The organism is Kordia zhangzhouensis, assembly GCF_001005305.1.
In the GTDB taxonomy this organism is placed as follows: domain Bacteria; phylum Bacteroidota; class Bacteroidia; order Flavobacteriales; family Flavobacteriaceae; genus Kordia; species Kordia zhangzhouensis.
Genome location: NZ_LBMH01000004.1, coordinates 123345 through 144390, shown reverse-complemented (window position 1 = coordinate 144390; position 21046 = coordinate 123345). Strand labels below are relative to the sequence as shown.

Annotated in this window: 18 protein-coding genes; 9 read left to right on the top strand and 9 right to left on the bottom strand. The window is 34.2% G+C overall.

Annotated features, from left to right (window positions below):
* Nucleotides 1-13: 13 nt before the first annotated feature.
* Nucleotides 14-583: a YdeI/OmpD-associated family protein gene (locus AA088_RS07280; RefSeq protein ID WP_046744312.1), complete on the top strand. Its 570-nt coding sequence runs from the start codon at nucleotides 14-16 to the stop codon at nucleotides 581-583.
* 153 nt (nucleotides 584-736) lie between these two features.
* Here AA088_RS07280 and AA088_RS07275 read toward each other — a convergent pair whose 3' ends face one another.
* Genes AA088_RS07275 through AA088_RS07265 form a run of 3 tightly spaced genes read right to left on the bottom strand, consistent with a single transcriptional unit; the run spans nucleotide 737 to nucleotide 3709 of the window.
* Entirely contained in the window at nucleotides 737-1789 is a 1053-nt protein-coding gene (locus AA088_RS07275; RefSeq protein ID WP_046744311.1) for a hypothetical protein, read from the bottom strand.
* Nucleotides 1790-1803: 14 nt separating this feature from the next.
* Nucleotides 1804-2757: a CHAT domain-containing protein gene (locus AA088_RS17585; RefSeq protein WP_052752813.1), complete on the bottom strand. Its 954-nt coding sequence runs from the start codon at nucleotides 2755-2757 to the stop codon at nucleotides 1804-1806.
* A gap of 16 nt (nucleotides 2758-2773) precedes the next feature.
* The gene (locus AA088_RS07265; protein WP_046744310.1) at nucleotides 2774-3709 is read right to left on the bottom strand and encodes a DNA/RNA non-specific endonuclease; all 936 of its coding nucleotides are present in this window, start codon (nucleotides 3707-3709) and stop codon (nucleotides 2774-2776) included.
* A gap of 447 nt (nucleotides 3710-4156) precedes the next feature.
* Here AA088_RS07265 and AA088_RS07260 point away from each other — a divergent pair, with 447 nt between their 5' ends.
* The 5 genes from AA088_RS07260 (at nucleotide 4157) to AA088_RS07240 (ending at nucleotide 12014) form a co-directional block, all read left to right on the top strand.
* Complete coding sequence (locus AA088_RS07260; RefSeq protein ID WP_046744309.1) at nucleotides 4157-7390, top strand: WD40/YVTN/BNR-like repeat-containing protein; 3234 nt, start codon at nucleotides 4157-4159, stop codon at nucleotides 7388-7390.
* A 4-nt stretch (nucleotides 7391-7394) separates the two neighbouring features.
* Nucleotides 7395-9311, top strand: coding sequence for a S9 family peptidase (locus AA088_RS07255; protein ID WP_046744308.1), 1917 nt, complete (start codon nucleotides 7395-7397; stop codon nucleotides 9309-9311).
* An 83-nt stretch (nucleotides 9312-9394) separates the two neighbouring features.
* Entirely contained in the window at nucleotides 9395-9979 is a 585-nt protein-coding gene (locus AA088_RS07250) for a superoxide dismutase family protein (protein WP_046744307.1), read from the top strand.
* A gap of 77 nt (nucleotides 9980-10056) precedes the next feature.
* Nucleotides 10057-11232: an LETM1-related biofilm-associated protein gene (locus AA088_RS07245; RefSeq protein ID WP_046744306.1), complete on the top strand. Its 1176-nt coding sequence runs from the start codon at nucleotides 10057-10059 to the stop codon at nucleotides 11230-11232.
* 116 nt (nucleotides 11233-11348) lie between these two features.
* Complete coding sequence (locus AA088_RS07240) at nucleotides 11349-12014, top strand: outer membrane beta-barrel protein (protein ID WP_052752812.1); 666 nt, start codon at nucleotides 11349-11351, stop codon at nucleotides 12012-12014.
* 54 nt (nucleotides 12015-12068) lie between these two features.
* On the opposite strand, the gene AA088_RS07235 is transcribed toward AA088_RS07240, so the two are convergent.
* From AA088_RS07235 to AA088_RS07215, 5 genes are all read right to left on the bottom strand, one after another.
* Complete coding sequence (locus tag AA088_RS07235; RefSeq protein WP_046744305.1) at nucleotides 12069-12824, bottom strand: LytR/AlgR family response regulator transcription factor; 756 nt, start codon at nucleotides 12822-12824, stop codon at nucleotides 12069-12071.
* 81 nt (nucleotides 12825-12905) lie between these two features.
* A complete protein-coding gene (locus AA088_RS07230; RefSeq protein WP_046744304.1) occupies nucleotides 12906-13265 on the bottom strand; it encodes a 2TM domain-containing protein in 360 nt (119 codons plus the stop codon).
* A gap of 47 nt (nucleotides 13266-13312) precedes the next feature.
* Nucleotides 13313-14671, bottom strand: a complete 1359-nt coding sequence (locus AA088_RS07225; RefSeq protein ID WP_046744303.1) for a 2TM domain-containing protein — start codon at nucleotides 14669-14671, stop codon at nucleotides 13313-13315.
* A gap of 56 nt (nucleotides 14672-14727) precedes the next feature.
* A complete protein-coding gene (locus AA088_RS07220) occupies nucleotides 14728-15354 on the bottom strand; it encodes a tetratricopeptide repeat protein (RefSeq protein ID WP_046744302.1) in 627 nt (208 codons plus the stop codon).
* A 336-nt stretch (nucleotides 15355-15690) separates the two neighbouring features.
* Nucleotides 15691-17001, bottom strand: a complete 1311-nt coding sequence (locus tag AA088_RS07215) for a phosphatidylserine decarboxylase (RefSeq protein ID WP_046744301.1) — start codon at nucleotides 16999-17001, stop codon at nucleotides 15691-15693.
* 118 nt (nucleotides 17002-17119) lie between these two features.
* Here AA088_RS07215 and AA088_RS07210 point away from each other — a divergent pair, with 118 nt between their 5' ends.
* The 3 genes from AA088_RS07210 to AA088_RS07200 are packed head-to-tail and all read left to right on the top strand — an operon-like array spanning nucleotide 17120 to nucleotide 18804.
* Entirely contained in the window at nucleotides 17120-17641 is a 522-nt protein-coding gene (locus AA088_RS07210) for a GNAT family N-acetyltransferase (RefSeq protein ID WP_046744300.1), read from the top strand.
* A 44-nt stretch (nucleotides 17642-17685) separates the two neighbouring features.
* Complete coding sequence (locus tag AA088_RS07205; RefSeq protein WP_046744299.1) at nucleotides 17686-18282, top strand: hypothetical protein; 597 nt, start codon at nucleotides 17686-17688, stop codon at nucleotides 18280-18282.
* 36 nt (nucleotides 18283-18318) lie between these two features.
* A complete protein-coding gene (locus AA088_RS07200; protein ID WP_206539838.1) occupies nucleotides 18319-18804 on the top strand; it encodes a DUF1572 domain-containing protein in 486 nt (161 codons plus the stop codon).
* Nucleotides 18805-18810: 6 nt separating this feature from the next.
* Here the strand turns inward: AA088_RS07200 and AA088_RS07195 are convergent, their stop codons facing one another.
* On the bottom strand, nucleotides 18811-20964 hold the full coding sequence (locus AA088_RS07195) for a TonB-dependent receptor (RefSeq protein ID WP_046744298.1): 2154 nt from the start codon (nucleotides 20962-20964) through the stop codon (nucleotides 18811-18813).
* Between the last annotated feature and the right edge of the window lie 82 nt (nucleotides 20965-21046).

Genomic DNA, 21046 nt, shown 5'->3' with positions numbered 1-21046 from the left:
AACGATACTAGCAATGAAAAAACACGAAGAGCTTTATTTTAAAAACGATACGGAATGGCGTGAATGGTTAGAAGAAAATCATGACTCATCATCTGGTATATATTTGATTTTTTATAAAGTAAGTTCTGAAAAAGACAGCATGCGTTGGGAAGAAGCTGTAAAAGTAGCATTATGTTTTGGTTGGATTGATAGCACCGTTAAAAGACTTGATAACGAACGTAGACGGCAATACTTTTGTCCAAGAAAACCAAAAAGTGTATGGAGCAAATTAAACAAAACATACATTGTTGAGTTGACAGCTACTGGGCTAATGCATAGAAGCGGAACTGAAAAAATGATTGCTGCTATGAAAGATGGTTCATGGACTGCTTTAGATGACGTTGAAAACGGAATCATTCCGAAAGAGTTGCAAATAGCTTTTAATCAACACCCTACAGCATTTGAAAACTATCAAAATTTCAGTCCTTCGTATCAAAAAAGCTATTTATATTGGCTTCATCAAGCAAAGCGTACAGCTACTCGTGAAAAACGCGTCAAAGAGATTATTTACTTATGTGAGAATAATATCAAAAGTAGAAATTAGAGATACTATATAAAGAATTTATGATTGCAATGATAGCCTTTACTTGTATAACATTATTCTGAAAGTCCCTCATCTGTATACATTGCTCTAGGTATTAGTATTATATGCTTTTTATTAGAATATCTCTACAAAAAGATAGAACAAACCAAGTAACTATTGCAAATAATGTACAATAAAAGTATTATCTAATTCACTTTTACTAATTCCATAACCGTTTCCGCGTTGAACTGTAAAGCGCAATTTTCTATTAGCTTGATTAAGCTTGTTTGCCAACTCTTCTGCTTCGGCTTTGCTTTGTTCACTATAATAAAAAACGGTTGGCGAACTAGAAAAGAAACTTGGTTTTTCTTTCCAATCTGGATATACTTTCAAATTATAATTTTGTCGTTTAATAAACTGCGTCAATGATTGTTTAATCTTTGCATCTGGATTGAACGAATAAAAGCGTACATAATAGTCACTATTATTGTTTTTTGTCACATAACGTGTAAGGTCGGCACTGGTAATACTTTTAGTAATTGTTGTTGGCTCGTAACCTATTTCTATGGCTTCACTTTTCCATTCTTTAGTACTAGGGTTATCAAACTCCTTAATTGTTTTTATATCAATTCCTATTTGGAGTAAAGCACTAACCAAATTACGCACCTCTTCTTTATCTACATCTGTTCCATACCAAACCGTATTTACACGATAACGCCCATTGTCATCGGCTACTTGTTTTAAGTTTAAGTTGAATTGTGGGTCTTTCATTGACTGAATTAATCGCTCAATACGATTCCCGTCTGCTTTACGTTTATAATAACGTACAATCGTATTGTCAGTCACATTATTAGTAATTCGGTTCAATTTCTCTTGCGCCAAATTCACAGTATTCATAACAACCATTTTGTCAGCATCCAAGATGGTGTTGGTCTCTAGTTTTCTTTCAATCATTTCTAATTCTTTTCTAAGAGTTTTGACCAATTGTGTAATGGAGTCTGTACGCAGTGAATCTTGAATTTTTAAACGCTTATTTTCAATCAATTCCAACTCATATTTTGCAATCAATTCCTCATTTGCACGATTGCGTTTGTCTTGTGCATAAATAATCAAAGAAGCAATAATCGCTATCATCAAAATAATGATAATTAAGATGACATAGTTGTAGCGTTTGTCCTTTTTTTGAACTTCTGCAATTGTCTCTTCAATGGATTTATAGTATTTCATTTTCTTCTTCTTTTTTAAATAATAATCAATCGCATGAATTCTTCGTTCAACTCTTTTCGCTCATGAACTGAAAGATGTGACAATGCATTTAACAATCGTTTTCGCTTCAACTCAAAAACTTGTATCAATGTGATTCTATTTTTCTTTTTTTGAATTTCTAAAAAAGGATAACTACTAAAAGCACTTGGAATTAATCCCAACATAGACGAAGCAATGTCTTGATCGTTTGTGACGAATAGAAAAACGACTAATCCTAAACTAAGTGCAATTGCCACATAAATCAATCGGTAATGAAAACGTACACTTTTTTGATATCCATTTTTAGCAACTTCTATTTCTTCTTCAGAAACAATTGTGCTCACAAGTTCTTCCTCATTTTCCTTTTGGTCTTTCTCTTTAGTATACTTAATTGCTTCAGTATTTACAATCAGTTTCGGAATATGTTCATCTCCTTGATCGTTGAGAGCAATCGTTGCCAGCGAAATCTTAAATGCATCTTTAATGCTTCTACCGTTGAATAACACATTGTAAAAATTACGAGAAAAATCAATGGCAACATCATCTGGAATTTCATTATTCATTCCGATGATATAAGGAATTCCTTTGTTAAAATCATCGATACCTGACAAACTGTGGCAAGTGTTTAAAAAAACACAGTCTATGTGATCTAAAAACCCAGACAAAACATCAGATAATTTCTGTATAGACACTTCTTTTGAGTAACCTTCAACATCTTCTAACAACAACTGCTCATCTGAATTTCCGTGTCCTGAAATGTGTAAAATGTTCGGTTTGATTTTTAGTAAATGATCAATCAATAAATCCTTAGTTACAGCACCTCTCGCCTGAAAGTTGAAATGATCTCTAAGTTCACTTCCATCTAGCACATCACGTATAGCGTTTTCTTCCACATCTAAGCGTAGAGCATCGCTATCGACAGGATTGGCTTTAATAAATAATATTTTCACTACTTCTGAAATAATCTTATAGTATTAAGTTCATATTTGCTACAACTTCTTCTAATGACACGCTTTGAGCATTGGCTCGAACATTGACACGAGATAGAATGATTTGTTCTGGACTACTTTTTTGATACAATTCATTTGCTTTTTCAAAAGATAATCCACTCATTTTTTCAATAAAAGAAACCTGAACTTGATAGGTTTCTGCATCTTTAAACTTGTTAAAATGGGTATTAAGTTGTACGCCTGTACTTCTTGTAACTGGTTTAACGATACGCTTTTTTTTCATTTGCCGCAGCTGACTCGTTAAAAAACCTGCTCGATGCAATTTATCATTCACTACATAATACACCACTTTCCAAAACAAGTATGGTAATTGTACTTGTTCCTCATTGACTGTTTTAATAAAAACTGGGTCATCATCTCGAAAAACAGGTCCTGAAAACAAACAAATTTTCATATTGTTTTTAATCACTTCATGATGTAGTATATAATTCTCTATTTGTTTCCAAACACCGCGATTTAATTTGCTTACCTGCGGCATGGCATTGGTATAAAAAAAAGTAGAACGAGCAGCTAATCGTGCTTCCTCCCTATTTATCCCCCATTGTACATCTTCTCGTTTTGCCAAATGCCCTTTGTCAAAATCATATTTTTCAGCATCATATAATGCATTTCCCCATTGTGTATCGTGTGGAATTCTTTTATCCTTTGCCCAACGTTCACTTCCTTCAAAAATTGAATCCCTACTAAGTTTATAAAAATGTTTTCCATCAATATTCACTGCCGAATAGTATGGAAACTTACGAAATGGATTTTGTAATACACTAAAATTTTGATAAGGCAAAAAATAATCTGAAACCTCTAATTTTGCTTTTGAAAACTTTTGTTTTTCTTCTGCCGAAATAGATGGTTTTTCTACCAAATGCGTTTCAAAAAAGTTCGGTTGATATCCCAATATCCTCTGTATTATGTTATTAAAAATATCAAATTCTATAAGTTTTTACAACATATTTCTTTGACTTTTCTGTCGTTACAGTCATATTAATTAAATTAAACAATAAGGAGTATAGCTACTTATACATTGAATGAATATTAAAAAATCCGAACCCCTTTTAAAGCAAATAGTTTGCTTATTGAGTTAGCACAAGTATTATTCGTTTTTCAATCTTAGCAAGCTTCCTAAAGCAATTGGTTTTAAAATTAGCTGCTTTTGCAAAAGTTTCCAAGGGTAAAAACACCCTAAAGTCACTAACTTTTTTTCCCTTTTACTAGTCCTTTTTTAAGAGATTAGACCGACACCTTAACACACTTTTAAGAAATATTAACAGTAGATTGGCTATTTTAGAAAACTAAATAAAACCTAATAACACAAACCAAAAACAATTAAAATAACCACCTACAAATGAAAAAACTTTTTCTACTCTTACTTACATTTTCTGTATGGAATCTTTCATCGCAAGAGTTTACCATGGAAACTGTAAAAAACATGAAACCTCGCAACATTGGTCCAGGCGGAATGAGTGGTCGTGTTACGGCCATCGACGTTGTCGTATCTAATCCTGATGTCATGTACGTTGGTACTGCCTCAGGCGGGCTTTGGAAATCTACTTCTGGAGGAATTAAATGGGAGCCTATTTTCGACAAAGAAGTCACAGCTTCCGTTGGAGCAGTTGCTATCCAGCAATCCAATCCAAGTGTAATTTGGGTAGGAACAGGAGAAGGAAATCCACGAAATAGTTTGAATGGTGGCTATGGTATATATAAATCTTTGGACGGAGGCAAAAACTGGAAATTAATGGGACTGGAAAAAACACGTCACATTCACCGTGTAATTATTGACCCTACCAATCCTGACGTTGTATATGTTGCGGCAATTGGCTCGCCTTGGGGCGAACATCCTGAACGTGGTGTGTACAAAACTATTGATGGAGGAAACACTTGGAAACAAATTTTATTTGCCAACAACAAAACTGGAGCTGCCGATTTAGTAATGGATCCTACAAATCCAAACAAGTTAATCGCTGCAATGTGGGAACATAAACGAGATCCATGGTTTTTTAAATCTGGAGGAGAAGGCTCTGGATTACATATTACGCATGACGGTGGAAACACTTGGAAAAAATTGACAGACAAAGAAGGACTACCTAAAGGAGAACTAGGACGTATTGGAGTAGCTATTGCTCCTAGTAGCCCAAATATTATATATGCACTGATTGAGGCTAAAAAAAATGCACTGTATAAAAGTACTGATGGAGGTTTTAATTGGACAAAGGTTAATGATAAATCTGGAATTGGAAACCGTCCATTCTATTACTCTGAGATTTATGTAGATCCACAAAATGAAAACCGTTTGTATACAATTTTTACGTATGTAAATGTATCTGAAGATGGTGGTAAAAGTTTTCGACAATTGATGCCTGCCTATGGCGTTAGCAATGGAGTACATCCTGACCATCATGCTTGGTGGATACACCCTACCAATGGAAAGTTTATGATTGATGGAAATGATGGAGGTATGAATATTACCAAAGACCGTGGAGAAACGTGGCGCTTCATAGGAAACTTGCCAGTAGCACAATTTTACCATATCAACGTAGACAACGAATTCCCTTATAATGTGTATGGTGGAATGCAAGACAATGGTTCTTGGCGCGGACCTGCATATGTATGGCGTGATCAAGGAATTCGCAACTCGTATTGGCAAGAAATTTCGTTTGGTGATGGTTTTGATGTAGTGCCTGATAAAGACAACTCTCGTTACGGTTGGTCAATGAGCCAACAAGGATTTGTATCTCGTTACGACTGGAAAACAGGAAATAATTACACAGTAAAACCAACACATCCAGATCCTGAGGTTCAATTACGTTTTAACTGGAATTCTGCCATCAATATTGATCCTTTTGACAATAGTACAATCTATTTTGGAAGTCAATTTGTACATAAAAGTACTGACAAAGGTTTAACATGGACTATTATCTCTCCTGATTTATCCACCAATGATCCTGAAAAGCTAAAACAAGCCGAAAGTGGCGGATTAACAATGGATGCCACAGGGGCAGAAAATCATTGTACCGTTTTAGTTATTGAACCTTCTCCTTTGGAGCGAAATATGTTATGGGCTGCAACTGATGACGGGCGTGTTCACATTACTCGTAACGGCGGGCAAGACTGGACAGAGGTTACTAAAAATATCAAAGGATTACCAGCAGGAAGCTGGATTGTACAAGTAAAAGCCTCAAACAAAAAACAAGGAGAAGCATTATTGGTAGCAAATGATTACAGACGTTTTAACTATGAACCGTACGCGTATAGAACTACTGACTACGGAAAAACATGGAAACGTATTGTAGATGCTTCAGATGTAGAAAGCTATGCGCTTTCTATTGTAGAAGATCCTTTAAATAAAAATTTACTTTTTCTAGGTACCGATGACGGGCTATATGTTTCTCTCGATGCTGGAAACAAATGGCAAAAATGGACTGCAGGTTTTCCTACAGTTTCAACAAAAGATTTGGTAATTCATCCACGTGAACACGATCTTGTTATTGGTACATTTGGTAGAGCAGCTTGGGTATTGGATGACATTCGTCCGTTGCGTGCAATTGCAAAAGACAAAGCTGTATTAACCAAAAACATTGCGTTATTTGAACCTCCAACTGCTTATCAAGCTGCATATCAACAACCTACCGGAAGTCGTTTTGGTGCTGATGCTATGTACCATGGTGAAAATAAACGTTCTGGCGCAATGATTTCTTATTATTTCAATAAAAAAGAAACAGCTTCATCAGATAAGGAAGAAACGAAAGAAGAAGTAAAAGAAGATAATGAAGATAATGAAGATAATGAAGCAAGCGAACTTGATGAAAAGAAGATACAGTGGGATTCTCTTACATTAGAAATTTACGATAACGGAAAACTTATTCGAACTTTAAAAAATAAAGCTCCTAAAGAAAATGGAATACACCGAATGTATTGGGGAATGGACGAAAAAGGGGTAGACAGACCTTCACGTACTATTCGTACACGCAGACGTGAGTCAGGAGGTGTTTCAGTAAAACCTGGAACTTACCAATTAAAACTTACGTACGGAGACCAAACATCCGAAACTACAATTAAAGTTGCTAGCGATCCTCGTTTACAAATCTCACAACAAAATATTAATGAGACCTATACTGCTGGTAAAGAAATTGAACAAATGACCCAAACGGCTGCTGATGCTGTGAAGCAATTAGTAGAAAGTAAAAATATTGCAAAAAACTACCAATCTACTTTAACAGAGCTAGATAAAGAGAAGCACAAAGATGCCATCAAAGAGTCCAAAAATATCATTAAACGAATTGATGAAGTCATCGCTATATATTTAGGAAAAGAAGATAAACGTCAAGGTATTACCCGCAATCCTGAAGTAAATGTCATGCAACGCATAGGTGCTGCAAATTGGTATGCGAGTTCACGCCAAACAGGATTAACAGAAACAGAACGCCAATTAATGCAACAAGCAGAAAATGCCCTGAAAGAGGCACTTCAAAAAACCAATGCATTTTTCAATGACGAATGGAAAAGCTATCGTTCTGCAATGGAACAAATTGATTTAAAACCATTTAAAGACACTAAAATATTCGAACTAAAAAACTAATCCAATGAAGAAAATCAGTGCAGTTTGTATGTTGATATTGCTGTTTTTTTCTTGTAAAAACGAAACAAAGCAATCCCACGCAAAAAATACTGCTCAAAGTGTAAAACAGTACACTATTGAGCAAATTATGGATAATGAACGTGTTTTTGGCGGAAGTTTTTCTCCAGATAAATCCAAATTGCTCATTACAAGCAATCGTTCAGGAATTTATAACATGTATACAATTCCAACAACTGGAGGCGAATACATCCCCGTAACCGAATCGGATAGTATTTCTATTTACGGAATCTCTTTTTTCCCTGAAGATGAACGTATTTTATATCGTATGGATAATAATGGAGACGAGATTTTTCATTTATTCGTAAAAAACCTTGATGGCAGTTCTAAAGAATTAACAACGCAAGAAGGCGCTAGAGCTATCTTTTTTGGATGGGCTAAAGACAAAAAAAGTTTTTTCTATCAATCCAATGAGCGTGACAAGCGTTATATGGATTTGTATGAAATGGATTTGGAAACATTTTCCCCAAAACGAATTTATACTGATGAAAAAGGGTATGGAATTAGTGCAATATCAGACAATAAGCAGTTTCTAGCTCTTAGTAAAAACATCAATACCAACGATAGCGATTTGTTTGTTTATGAAATACCTTCCAAAAAACTCACCAAGATAAACACTACTCTTAGTGGAAATAGTGCACAAGAGTTTTCAAGTGATCATTCTGCATTATTTTACACCACCGATGCTGATGGCGAATTTGCATCTTTAATGAAGTATAATTTAACTGATGGCACTCATGAAAAAGTACTTTCAAGATCGTGGGACATTAACGGAAGTTATATCACAGACAAAGGTACGTATCGCGTTACGTACATCAATGAAGATGCAAAAAACGTAATTGAAATTACGGAAGTTGCTACTGGCAACAAATTAGATTTGCCTGATTTTGACAATCAAAGTATTACAAGCGTTGGATTTTCAAGCGATGAAACCTTGATGCGCTTATATGTGGGCGGCTCAAACACGCCTTCAAATTTGTATGTTTACGATTTGAATACTAAAAAACTCACCCAATTGACCAATACATTAAATAAAGATGTAAAATTGGAAGATATGGTTTCTGCCAAAGTTATTCGCTACAAGTCTTTTGATGGTACAGAAATTCCAGCAATATATTATCTTCCAAAACAAGCTTCTGAAACAAACAAAGTCCCTGCAATGGTATGGGTTCACGGAGGTCCAGGAGGACAATCTACACAGTCATTTAGACCTTTAATTCAATACTTAGTTAATCATGGATATGCAGTATTGGCTGTAAACAATCGAGGAAGCAGTGGTTATGGCAAAACTTTCTACAAAATGGACGACCAAAACCATGGAGAAGGTGATTTACAAGACTGTGTAGAAGGAAAAAATTGGCTGGCAATGCAACCCGAAATTGATAGTGACAAAATTGGAATCATGGGTGGTTCTTATGGTGGTTACATGACTATGGCTGCCTTGACATATGCGCCCGAAGAATTTGATGTTGGTGTCAATATTTATGGCGTTACCAATTGGATTCGTACTCTAAAAAGTATTCCGCCTTGGTGGGAATCGTTCAAAGATGCATTGTATTTAGAATTAGGAAATCCGCATACTACAGATTCTGTTCGCTTAAAACGAATTTCACCATTATTTCATACTGATAAAGTGACCAAACCTTTAATGGTTCTTCAAGGCGCAAAAGATCCTAGGGTATTACAGGTAGAATCTGATGAAATTGTAGCTGGTGTGAAAAAAAATGGCGTTCCTGTAGAGTATGTTTTATTTGACGATGAAGGACACGGTTTTGTAAAAAAAGAAAACCAAATTGAAGCAAATAGTAGAATTCTTCAGTTCCTAGATAAACATTTAAAAGGAAAAGAACCTTTTAAAGATTAGCAACTATAATTGTTTGTTTTTGATTGAATATCTGCTTACCTTGTTAAACAGAATTCATACACTAACACTAAAAAACCAAAATAATGAAAAAAGGAATTGCATTAATAGCTGCTGGCATATTGCTTATTTCTGTAAGTTGTAAAAACGATAAGAAGAAAGAAACGCCAAAAGCAGAAGATACTCAAGAAACGATTACTACTACTCAAAATACGGGTGTAAAAAAGATTACATTTGCTTTAGAACCTAAGAGTGAAAGTAATGTGTCTGGAAAAGTTGTCTTTAAAGAAGAAGATGGAAAAGTAACCATGACAGCCATCATGGAAGGACTATCGGAAGGAATACACGCCATACACATCCATGAAAAAGCAGATTGTTCTTCAGCAGATGGAAAATCTACAGGTGGACACTGGAATCCAACAGCTGAACCACATGGAAAATGGGGTGCAGAAGAAGGATACCATAAAGGTGATATAGGAAACTTTGAAGTAAAAGCCGATGGCTTTGGAACGATCACATTTTCTACAGATGAATGGTGTATTGGTTGTGGCGACAAAAACAAAGATGTTATTGGAAAAGCAATCATTGTTCATGAAGGAACAGACGATTTTACATCTCAACCTTCTGGAGCTGCTGGAGCTCGTGTAAGTTGCGGTGGTATTATTCAGTAAAAAATAAAAAATAGTATATTTATATAAGCTACTTTAACTAAAGTAGCTTTATTTTTGGTGTAAAATTTAAACAAAACATGAACCCATCTGCTAAAGGTTGGATAAAAAAATTATTTGCCGATTACAAAACTAAACCGTTTTCAAAACACTATTCATTAGATGATTTATATAACGAATTGAAATCGAGTGGTTTTGTATATGGCACCAACTTTAAGATTATTTTCAATCAAATTGAGGTTGCCGATTTGACACAAGAAGAATTGTGTAAGGTCAATATGCTATTAGCGTTTCGATTTGTTTATGAATACTATGGAGACGATGAAAAGTTTGTAGACTCTGTTACTGAGTTTTATAATATTATTGATGACCATAAGCGCTCTTTTTTTCAAGAACTATTTCTGGGTAAAAAGAAATCGTATGATTTGCTTGAAAGTATGATTAATAAACGCATTGCCATAGATGATAATGTAATTACTAAAAATTTCAGTTATTTTATTACCAATACTTTATTATTTGTAGATGTACTAGCGTACGAGAAATATATACAAGATGGTCAAATTACAGACACTTATTTACGAGAGTTAGAAGCTTCTATAGAAACCATCATATTTGCTGCGTTGGATGTAAAAAAAGAGAAAACAAAATATGATGAAAGCCTAATTAGGCTTTTTGAGGCATCGTTTCGCTATCACGATCGCGAACGATTGCAATACGAGCATGTAGCTAAAAATATTACCAATCTCCTCACAAAATATTACATCATCGATTTGGTATGCATGACCTTTTGGACCGATAAAGTTATTGACGAAGAAGAACATATTTTCTTAAAACACTTAGGTACTGACCTCAACATGTCTTCGGAGGTTTTAGAGAAAGCTACTGATGATATTTTTGCTTTTTACACAGCGCATAAAGATGAAATTGCATTGTTAAAATCGCGCAACATGGTACAAAGTTTTTATGAAAACTCTAGTAATATGGTTAAAAAACTCATCAACCGAAACAAAAAACGTTTGGCTACCGAATTGTACGAGAGCAAAGAGCTAATGATTTTATTAACGCAATCCACCACTCGATCATTAACCGAAGAAGAACAAAAACGAGTAAAAGAACAATTGCTAGATATTTTTAAAAGCATCCCAAGCTTGGCTATTTTTATGCTTCCAGGAGGAATGTTATTACTTCCTTTTGTAATTAAGTACATCCCAAAAATACTGCCATCAGGCTTTGACGACAATCGAGTTGACGAATAAAATACTTCTATTAAAACCAGCTATATTTCCATGTATTTATAAATTACGAGTCCCTTTTTTTAAATAAGTAAGTTATTCTGAGTAGTTTCATCATATAATTCAAACATTATAATTTTATGAACAAACAAAATTTCATTTTACTTGCTAGCATACTATGTGCTCTTAATTTTTTGACAGCCCAAAACGATAACAATGACAAAGGGTATTTTGACGATTATCAATTATCTGATTCACGTTTTAGCATCATTGGTTACGGAGGAGTTGGTTATGCTGTTATTGACAATAATAATCAACCTAATTACAATCTTAATGCAACTACTTTTGATATTTTATTGGATTATCGCATAGGTAGTCGTTGGGGAATTGCCACTGGACTAGGTTTTAATCAGCTTTCAGGAACAGGGTTTAATAATAGTGGGCAAAATTTTTATCATGAACGTGGTACACTAAAAATTCCTCTTTTATTAAGTGGTAACTATGCGATATCTCCTAGAATGCGAATGGTAGTAAACGCTGGATTTTACGCACAAACTATTTTAAAAGACGATTTTAGTTATGTAAATAATACCACTATCGGAGATATTTACGAAGGCTGGAATTTTGGAGTACAAACAGGAATCGGTATGTCCTATCATATTGATGATAGATTTAGCCTTGGAATCATGTTCAATACACAAGGAGATTTGAGTCGTTTTGACAACACTCTTACCACTACTCCAAATGACCAACAAAAGATTAAAAGTGTTAATACAGTAGGTTTATTATTTACTTACCAACTGTAATATTTATGTTTTGGTAAGCTAAATAGCAGCCGTTTAATTACGAGTATACCACTGTTAGTTTAACCAATTTTTAAAATCTTTAACTCGTTCGCGACTAACAATGATTTCTTGTTCTTCAAAGTGATACAATTTGATTTGGAGTCGCGAATTGGTATAACTTATAATATCTTTAATTGCATTTATATTTACATAAAACTTTCTACTCACCCTATAAAATAATTCAGGAGACAGTTCATCTTCAAGGTTTTCCAAAGACGTTTCTAGCAGATAGTTTCTACCTTCTATAGTATAAGCATACGTTCCTTTATTTTCACTATAAAAACATTCAATTTCATCAATTGGAATCATTTTTAAATGCTGACCAACTTTTACAGTGTATCGTTTCTTATACGTTCGTTCTATTGGATTGACTAATAGTTTTTTGATATCATCAAAATTCAACTGTACGTTTTGCGTTTTTGGGGCACGTATTTTGTATTTTTCTACAGCAGTAACCAATTCATCTTCATCAATAGGTTTTAGTAAATAATCAATGCTATTAAGCTTGAAAGCTTGCAATGCATATTCATCAAAAGCTGTAGTAAAAATAATGGCAGAGTTAATGTCTATTTCTTCAAAGATTTCAAAAGATAACCCATCAGACAATTGGATATCTAAAAATATTAAATCAGGATGTGTATTGTGTTGAAACCAATTGATAGATTCTGCTACAGAATGCAGCATAACTTCTACCTCAATTCCTTCATTTGCCAACATTCTATTTAATCTTCTAGCAGATGGTTTTTCGTCTTCAATGATGATTACTTTCATTTTTCTAGTTTTGGATTCCAGATTTTTATTGCTTCTTAAACACTCTTGTATAAGTATTTAACAAACTACCTCACTAATCTATTATTCCCAATTTTGTTTTTGATTAGACATATACTCTTTGATTTTGCGTTCTTCCCAGTTTTTACCAAAAAACAAGTCGGGACCAAATACACCTAAAGCGTGAAACGCAAGCCCAATTCCCCAGAAAAAAGCTGTAAAAAAATGTTCAAATTTCCAAAAATGCTCACCTTCGTCCATATTGAAGGCAATTAATACTAAGATAAAAATATTGATGACAACATAGCTTGCCAAGTGTCCGTAAAACCCTTTAAGGCTTTCTACTTTTTTTCGAGCACGCATGTAACGCTCTTCTTCTTCGTAACTCCTAAACTCTTTGGGAGCGTCATATGTTGTTTTATTTGAGGAGGGTAATCGTTCCATAATATGTTGTTTTTTGATGATTTATTTTTGAATTAATAGCCAACCTGTTAGTTCCAGCGTTTTCGTTCTTCTTGCTCCATATATTCTCGTATTTTGCGCTCTTCCCAGTTTTTACCAAAACGCCCATCTTCAATATATACACCCATTGCATGAAATGCGAGTCCAATTCCCCAACCAAACATTGGAAACCAAAACCATTGAAACTCCCAACTAGTACGCCAGTTAATGAATATTAAAAATGGAATAACTAAACAGTAGGATGCCAAATTATAGTAAAACTCTTTTAGCTTTTCTACATGTTTTCTTGCCTTAATATATTGATCGTCCAAGCCTCTTTCTCCTGAACTTATTGCTTTTTGTCTCATAATTTCTCTTTGTTTTGTTAGCATCGGAATCGCAACTCGAAAATCTGATGCTGTTTTGTTAATATGTACTTTTCGTTGTGTTAACAAATCGTATCGTTGTTTGATATTATTCAACCCTACTCCACTACTCTTTTTTACAATCTGTTTTTCCTGTAGGTTATTTTGAATGACTAAATTGCCTCCTTCTTCATAAATTTTGATATGCAACGGTTTGGAAGGTGTTACCATATTATGTTTCACCGCATTTTCCAATACCAATTGTAATGATAAGGGTACGACTTTGCTTTCTGGATTGCTAGCCTCTGTTGGTGCTTCAAAAACTATACTATCTTCAAAACGCATTTTTAACAAACTCATATAGGTTTGTGCAAATTTCAATTCTTCATCAACAGTAACCAATTCTTTATTTTTTTGTTCTAATACATATCGATATACTTTTGAAAGTCCTGACGTGAATTTTTGTGCTTGACGAGGATTTTCATCTATTAAAGAACTCAGTACATTCAAGCTATTGAATAAAAAATGGGGATCTAGTTGGTTTTTCAAAGCATCAAATTGTGCCGATGCTGTACCTGCAATGATTTTTTGTTCTTTTACTTTGTTTTTTTGCAGTTCTTTATAAAAATATATTGCATGAAAAAAAACTGAAAACACCACCGTAATAATTAATGCATTGAAATAAAATTCCAACTCCTTAGCATTGAATAATTCTTGATACGATTCACCTGCGATAAAGATTCTATGTACTATTCTCGCTAAAAAAACTGTAAAAATGGTAAGTATAATTGAACCGATGATACCTACAATTAATCTATATTTACGGATATAGTGACTGAATTTGTTAGGCGAATTGATATAATCAAAAAAATAAGAGTTTACAACGCTAATTGGTACTGAGTAAAGACAATAGTATCCAAAAATAATTGACAGACTATTAAATCCTGGAAGATTCCCTGAAATAGATCTAAAAACTACATGTATTGCAAATAGAATGCCTGCAATAATAATCCCGATTAATATGACTTTAGTAAACTCTTTCATTATTCGCTATATACATTGATGTTTCTCAAAGATACTAATGATTTTACAACACACTTTTATTTTTTACATTCGTCTACCAATTGTATAACTCGCTCTTTTCCCCAACTTGGAGTAAAATCCTGTTGTTTTGCTTCTGTTTCAAAAAGTGTTTGAGCACGTTCTAGTTCTTTACAAAAAGGAGCTGTATCTTGTCCAAAATAGCGAGCACTTCCCATATCCCATTCTGCTTTACAAAGCACTACTCGTGGATTGTTATGATCAATTGCCAACGCTTTTGCGTAAATTTCACTCACCTTTGGAGCGTACTTCATCCCATACGTAGCTCCATCATACGCCACCCAAACAGTGTACAACATGGCTTGCATGACCATAATTTCTGGATTATTAGGCGATAAACTCTTTGCTTTGTCCAATTGTGCTTGAGCTTTTTCTAACTGTTGCGTTAATTTACTTTTATCTTTTATAGTAAAACCGTTTAAAATGTTGATTTGTGCTGCATAGTATAACGGCAACCATTCATTGGGTGTCGCTGAAGAAATACGTTCAAATAAATTGGCAGCTTCAATACTTTTGTTTTCTTTCCAAAGAGAAAAAGCTTTTAGCATCCCTTTTTCATATTGAGTTTGTGCAGAAGCGATTGTTCCAACACCGACAAATAGTAGAATTAATACGATTTTTTTCATTTTGTTGTTTTTTGATGATTTGACTTTTGTTTGATGGTAATTCAGAAAACTGAAATGACATACTTGACGATAAAAATGGCGATACTGATCATTTTTTGATGAATGAATTTGTTTTTGATTGACAGGTCAAATATCCAACAAAGTAAAAGGGAGAAAAAAAAGAATCTACTGAATTGTAGTTTTTTCAGGATGAATTGTGGTACATCTATATAAACGTACTCTTACTTTATAAAACTTATGTCTTTTGACATAAAAACAATGAAACATAAAAACGATGCAATTGCCTAAATATTGGGCATTGCATCGTTTAATCGTATACACTAAAAAAACACTAAATTATTTCACATATATTGCAGTTTGCCCGTACTGAAAATGAATTGGCACATGTCCTGGATCTCTTTTGAATAGGTACAAATCACTTACTGGTTTTTCAAACAACATGATGATATCTGAACCGCCAAAACAGAATTTTCCAAATTCACGTCCTTTCACTACTTCTTGTCCTTCGTTAATTACCATTTCTTTTGTGATTCCGTTTTTCTCATCTTCTTCCGTATACATCAATACTCCAGAAACTTGCGCCATTCCTATAGGAAGAATTGCCACTTTTCCTACTTCTTCTCCAGCATCTACAATAATTAAACCGCGCGCTTGGTTGAATTCGTATCCATCTCCAGAGCCATCTGGTGCATCAAATTCACCATCATCTGTCATCTCTACATTTAAGTATACTTTTCCTTGAATATCCTTTATTTCCAATACTTTTCCACTCACAGGTGTGTGAAAACGATGGTAATCGTATGGTCCTAAAAAGTAATGTACAAACGTTCCGCCATAAAAATCACTTGCATATGTACTTCCATCAAGCAATTCTTCCACAGTTCCTATGGTATGTGTGTGCTTCAAACGATTTTGTGTAATTTGACCATCTTTCCCTAGCACATTTCCTTCTGCATCAATTTTATAATCTTCTTTATAAGTACAATCGGCAGGTGCTACGATTGTTGTATTATCAGTAGGTGCTGCAATTGGTCGCAATGGCGAAATTCCGGTAACAGCATCTGCATGATTGAATTCTCTATAAAAAAATTGATTGAACGTTGTCCAAGTACTAGTATTATCCGCATAAAGTGGATAATTATACATTGGATTATGCTTGAAAGAATATAAACTTTCTTTCGTTAACGAGTCAGTTGTATTGAGGAAACTTCCCCACGCTTGTGCAAACTTAACTAGCCAATCAGAAAACTCTGGGAAGCTTTGCATTGATAAGTTACTATCAGGAACTTTTTGGTCAACTAACCAATAAAATTGGCATAATAAATCAAAAACTTTCTGGTTATATCCATTAGAAGTATCTGTACTTTTCCATGCATTTGGATAATTTGGATCATCACTTTCATCTGGTACTAAACGCACATACATATCTAAATAGTCGTAATAGTTTTCAATGGTAATTGGCCACGCATTTCCGTTAAACACATCATTGTAAGCATTATACAAATCTGAATTGAGTTTGGTTTCTGCAGAAATTCTCGCTGCAATTAATGAAGCTTCTAAAGCAACTTTCATAGGTGGATTGGCTGTAAGCAATGTTTGTAATTCTTGTACTACTTCGCTATGCGCATGAACTGAGGTATTTTTCATGGTGTAAGGTTTAATTGATTATATACCAAAAGTATTGTCAATCAAACAATAGTTATAGCGTACATCATTCCTATTTCAAAAGCAGGTATATTTGCTTATTTTAGAATAAATTTTTTAAATGATTCAAATTCGAAAGGCAACAAGTCATGATATTGAAGAAATTTCTGCTCTAGGAAAAAGTACATTTTTGGAAACGTATTTGCCAAATACTCCTAGAGAAGCTGTAGAAGAGTATGCCTCACGTGCTTTTCAACAAACGACATTGCAAACTGAATTTGACAACGATACAATTCACTATTTTCTCATCTTTTTTAACAAAGAAGCAATCGGTTATGGTAAAATTCAACTCAATGTTAGGAATGAACACATTGAAACTGTTGCGCTGACCAAATTGGATCGTTTGTATGTTGCAAAATCCTTTCATGGACAACAACTAGGACAACAGTTATTAGATTACCTTATTACTTTTTCAAAAAAATCTAAGCAACACGGTATGTGGTTGTATGTACTGATTAAAAATGAACGTGCAGTACGCTTTTACCAACGAAACCATTTTAAAGTGGTTGGCGAGTATGATTTTAAAGTATCTGAAACACGCTATAACCCAAATTATGTGATGTATTTGTCATATTCGTATTAATAGCAAACTGGTTTTTCATGTATTTTTAGACAAATCAATTATGAATGAAAAACTGTATACTATTAATCGTCGTTAACGTTCTTCTTTTTAGTTGTTCCCCAAAAACAGCAACCCAATTTATCCTATTTGATGAAGAATTTACATTCACATATCAAGACGCACTGACTTCTTCCCCGAGCAAATCTCACTATTATGTTACCCATAACAAACTGTTTCCTAATGTGCCTAAAGATTGGACATACCCAATTGATTATAGAAACGGGAGTGTTCATATTCGTATAGAAGTTATTGAAAAACCAATTGGAAACGCACCGACCAAATGGACACTTTGTTATATTCCAAATTTTAGAAAAAACAATGAATATGGTTGCACGAGTACTGATTTATTTACAACGACAGGCGTTTTTGAAAAAGATGTTTCTATGAACGAATTTTGGGAAAACGAGTCCATTATTTGGTCAAAAGGTATTCAACAAATGGATTTGATTATTAAAGATGATAGTGGCGGACAAGGTCATGCTCATAAACGTCCTGACTATGAAAAGTTTTTCCCCACAAAAGTTCGAATTACCATGATTCAAGTAGCAAAAGATGAAACCTACAATCCAAAACAATTTCAACATATTTTTGATTCTGAATAAATTTTAAGTAGTTTTCCTACTGTAATCATATTGATTGTGAAACCAACCACCACCAACATATCGCTCACTCTTGGAAATCGCTTGCGCGAAATATTAACCGAAGGAACGTGGGTTACAGGAACCAACGTGCTCAACGAAATTTCCTCTCTTATATGGAAAGATGCGACACAAAAAGTACACAATTTGAATACGATTGCTGATTTGACTTTTCATTTACATTATTACATTGCTGGTGTTGCAGATGTTTTTGAAGGCGGTCATTTAAACATTCGAGATCAATTCAGTTTTGATGCGCCGCCAATCACTTCACAGGAAGATTGGCAGCAACGCATAGACCTTTTTAAAAACGATTCCAAACGGTTTATTTTGTTGGTTGAAAACATGTCAGAAACCACTCTTTTTGGCAGTTTTGTCGATAAAAAATACGGAAGCAATTATCGTAATATAGATGTCATAATTGAGCATACATATTATCATTTGGGACAGATCGTATTGATTAAAAAATTACTTCAACAATCGTAAGCTTTTTTACAAAGTATCTAATTGATTACTTTTCTTATCATCACTGATTGTCCAAAAGAACCCTACAAAGAAAAATTGATCTGCTGCTGGGCGTTGTACCATTCGCTGAAATGTTCCATTTACATCTGGTTGATTTGCGTACTCATAGCCAAACACGTTTCGAAAACCTAATGCATTCGATACCGAAAAGTACAAGATTTTTTGTGGGGAAATTAAATAAGCCCAATTCATACTTAAGCTATGATAATCTTTTGTTTTTTCACCTAAAAACAAGTTGGTATTTGGGTTAGTATATGTTCTTCCAGTAGAAAAATTATAACTAAACCCAATTTGACTTTTTAATGATTCTACCCAGTGTTTGGTTACTAACGAAAAATTGTGCGTAGTCGCAAAATTTGGTGTTGCTTCTACAGGAAAATTTTCAAACTTTCGCTTGGTATCCAAGTAAGAATAAGATACCCAATAATCTACATTTTTAATGCTTTTATTATCTCTCCAAAAAATATCCAATCCTGTGGCATGACCAAATCCATCATTAGCGAAATGTGTATTTGGTTGTACAAAGTCTCCTGAAAAAGTAATTAAATCAGTATATGTTTTGTGGTAGGCTTCCGCTCGAAATGTTTTTCCATCATATACATATTGATAGTTCAAAATATAGTGCGTTGCATTTTCTGGCTTGAAATCTGTGTGAAACTTTAGGTAATTTGCATTCGGATTTTGATAAAATTGTCCAAAAGCAACTGATACTTGATCTTTTTCTGAGGTTTTATAAGCAACTGATATTCGTGGTGATATGACTGTCTCTTTTAAAAGATCTGCATGGTCTAACCGAATTCCCGCTTTTAATGCAAAATTTTTAGAGAAAAAAACGTCTGTTTCTGCAAAAGCCCCTACTAAATTGCTTTTAAACCCATAGTCAACTTGAGAAACCGTTGGACTTTCATAATCTTCTGTAAAATCAGTTGTAAAATATTCAGCACCAAAACTCAGTTTGATCCGATTATTGAAATTCTTTTTTAGTTTGGTTTTAAAGTGAAACGAGTTTTCATTGCTTTGGATTCGATCGTCAATCACACGAATTTTAGAACGATCACGCGTGTAACTTAATCCGCTTGCAATTGACCATTTTTCGCCTAAAGTTCCTTTGTATGAACCATTCATATATAGATTAGTATTGCTTAATTTGAAGCGAACCAATTCGTCAAAATTGATACTTTCTTGATCTAGTTCAAAGTTTGTGATATCAAATGCTGTATAAAATTTTAGTGTTCCATTGGTGAAATGATGTCGAAAAACAGTTTCTCCTTGTCCGCCTTGAAATGGTTTGATCCATTCGTTACGATCGGGAAAAACTTCTAAATACGGAGCTAAATTGATATATGAGGTGCTAAAGCTTACCGATCCCTTTTCCCATTTTTCAGTATGTCCTAATGCACCTCCAACTGTCATCACCGAAATGTCTGTTTTTTCTTGATCAGGTTCATTGATTGTGTTTAGTTCTAATACACCCGACAAAGCTTGACCGAATTCTGCTGAATAGCCTCCTGTAGAAAACGTAATTCCTTTAAATAAAAATGGGGAATAACGTCCACGTGCAGGAATATTATTAGTCGTATTACTATAAGGTGTAAATACACGTATTCCATCAATAAAAATCTGAGTTTCTTCAGCGCGACCTCCACGTACAAATAAGCGACCATCTTCGGCCACTGTGCTTGTTCCTGGTAAGGTTTGCAAAGCGCCAACAAAATCACCTAAAGCACTTGCCGTAGTTACAATGTCTAAAGGTTTGAGTGCGGTAACTTTGGCATTTTCTCCCGCTTCAAATGATCCTGCACTTAAAATCACGGCATTCAGAGCATCGACATTTTCTCTTAGTTTTATTGTTATTCCTTGCATTTGTGAAACGTGTAAAGCAAGCTCTTTTGTTTCAAACGATAAAAAAGAAACCACTAGAATCTGCGTACCAGTGGTGTCAGTAGTAAATGTATAAGCTCCTTGTTCATTGGTAGATGCGCCATCATAAGTTCCTTTCAAATATACATTGGCACCAAAAATAGGTGTGCCTGATTCGTCAGTAACTGTACCCGACACTGTTGTTTGTCCTACTAAAATCGCATTCGTAAATAAAAAAAGAAGTGCCAATATTTTTTTCATGATTGATGAGTTATTTTTTGTTTGATGATGGCACAAATTTCTTGTGAATTGAAAAAAAACTAAAAAAGAAACTACTCAATTG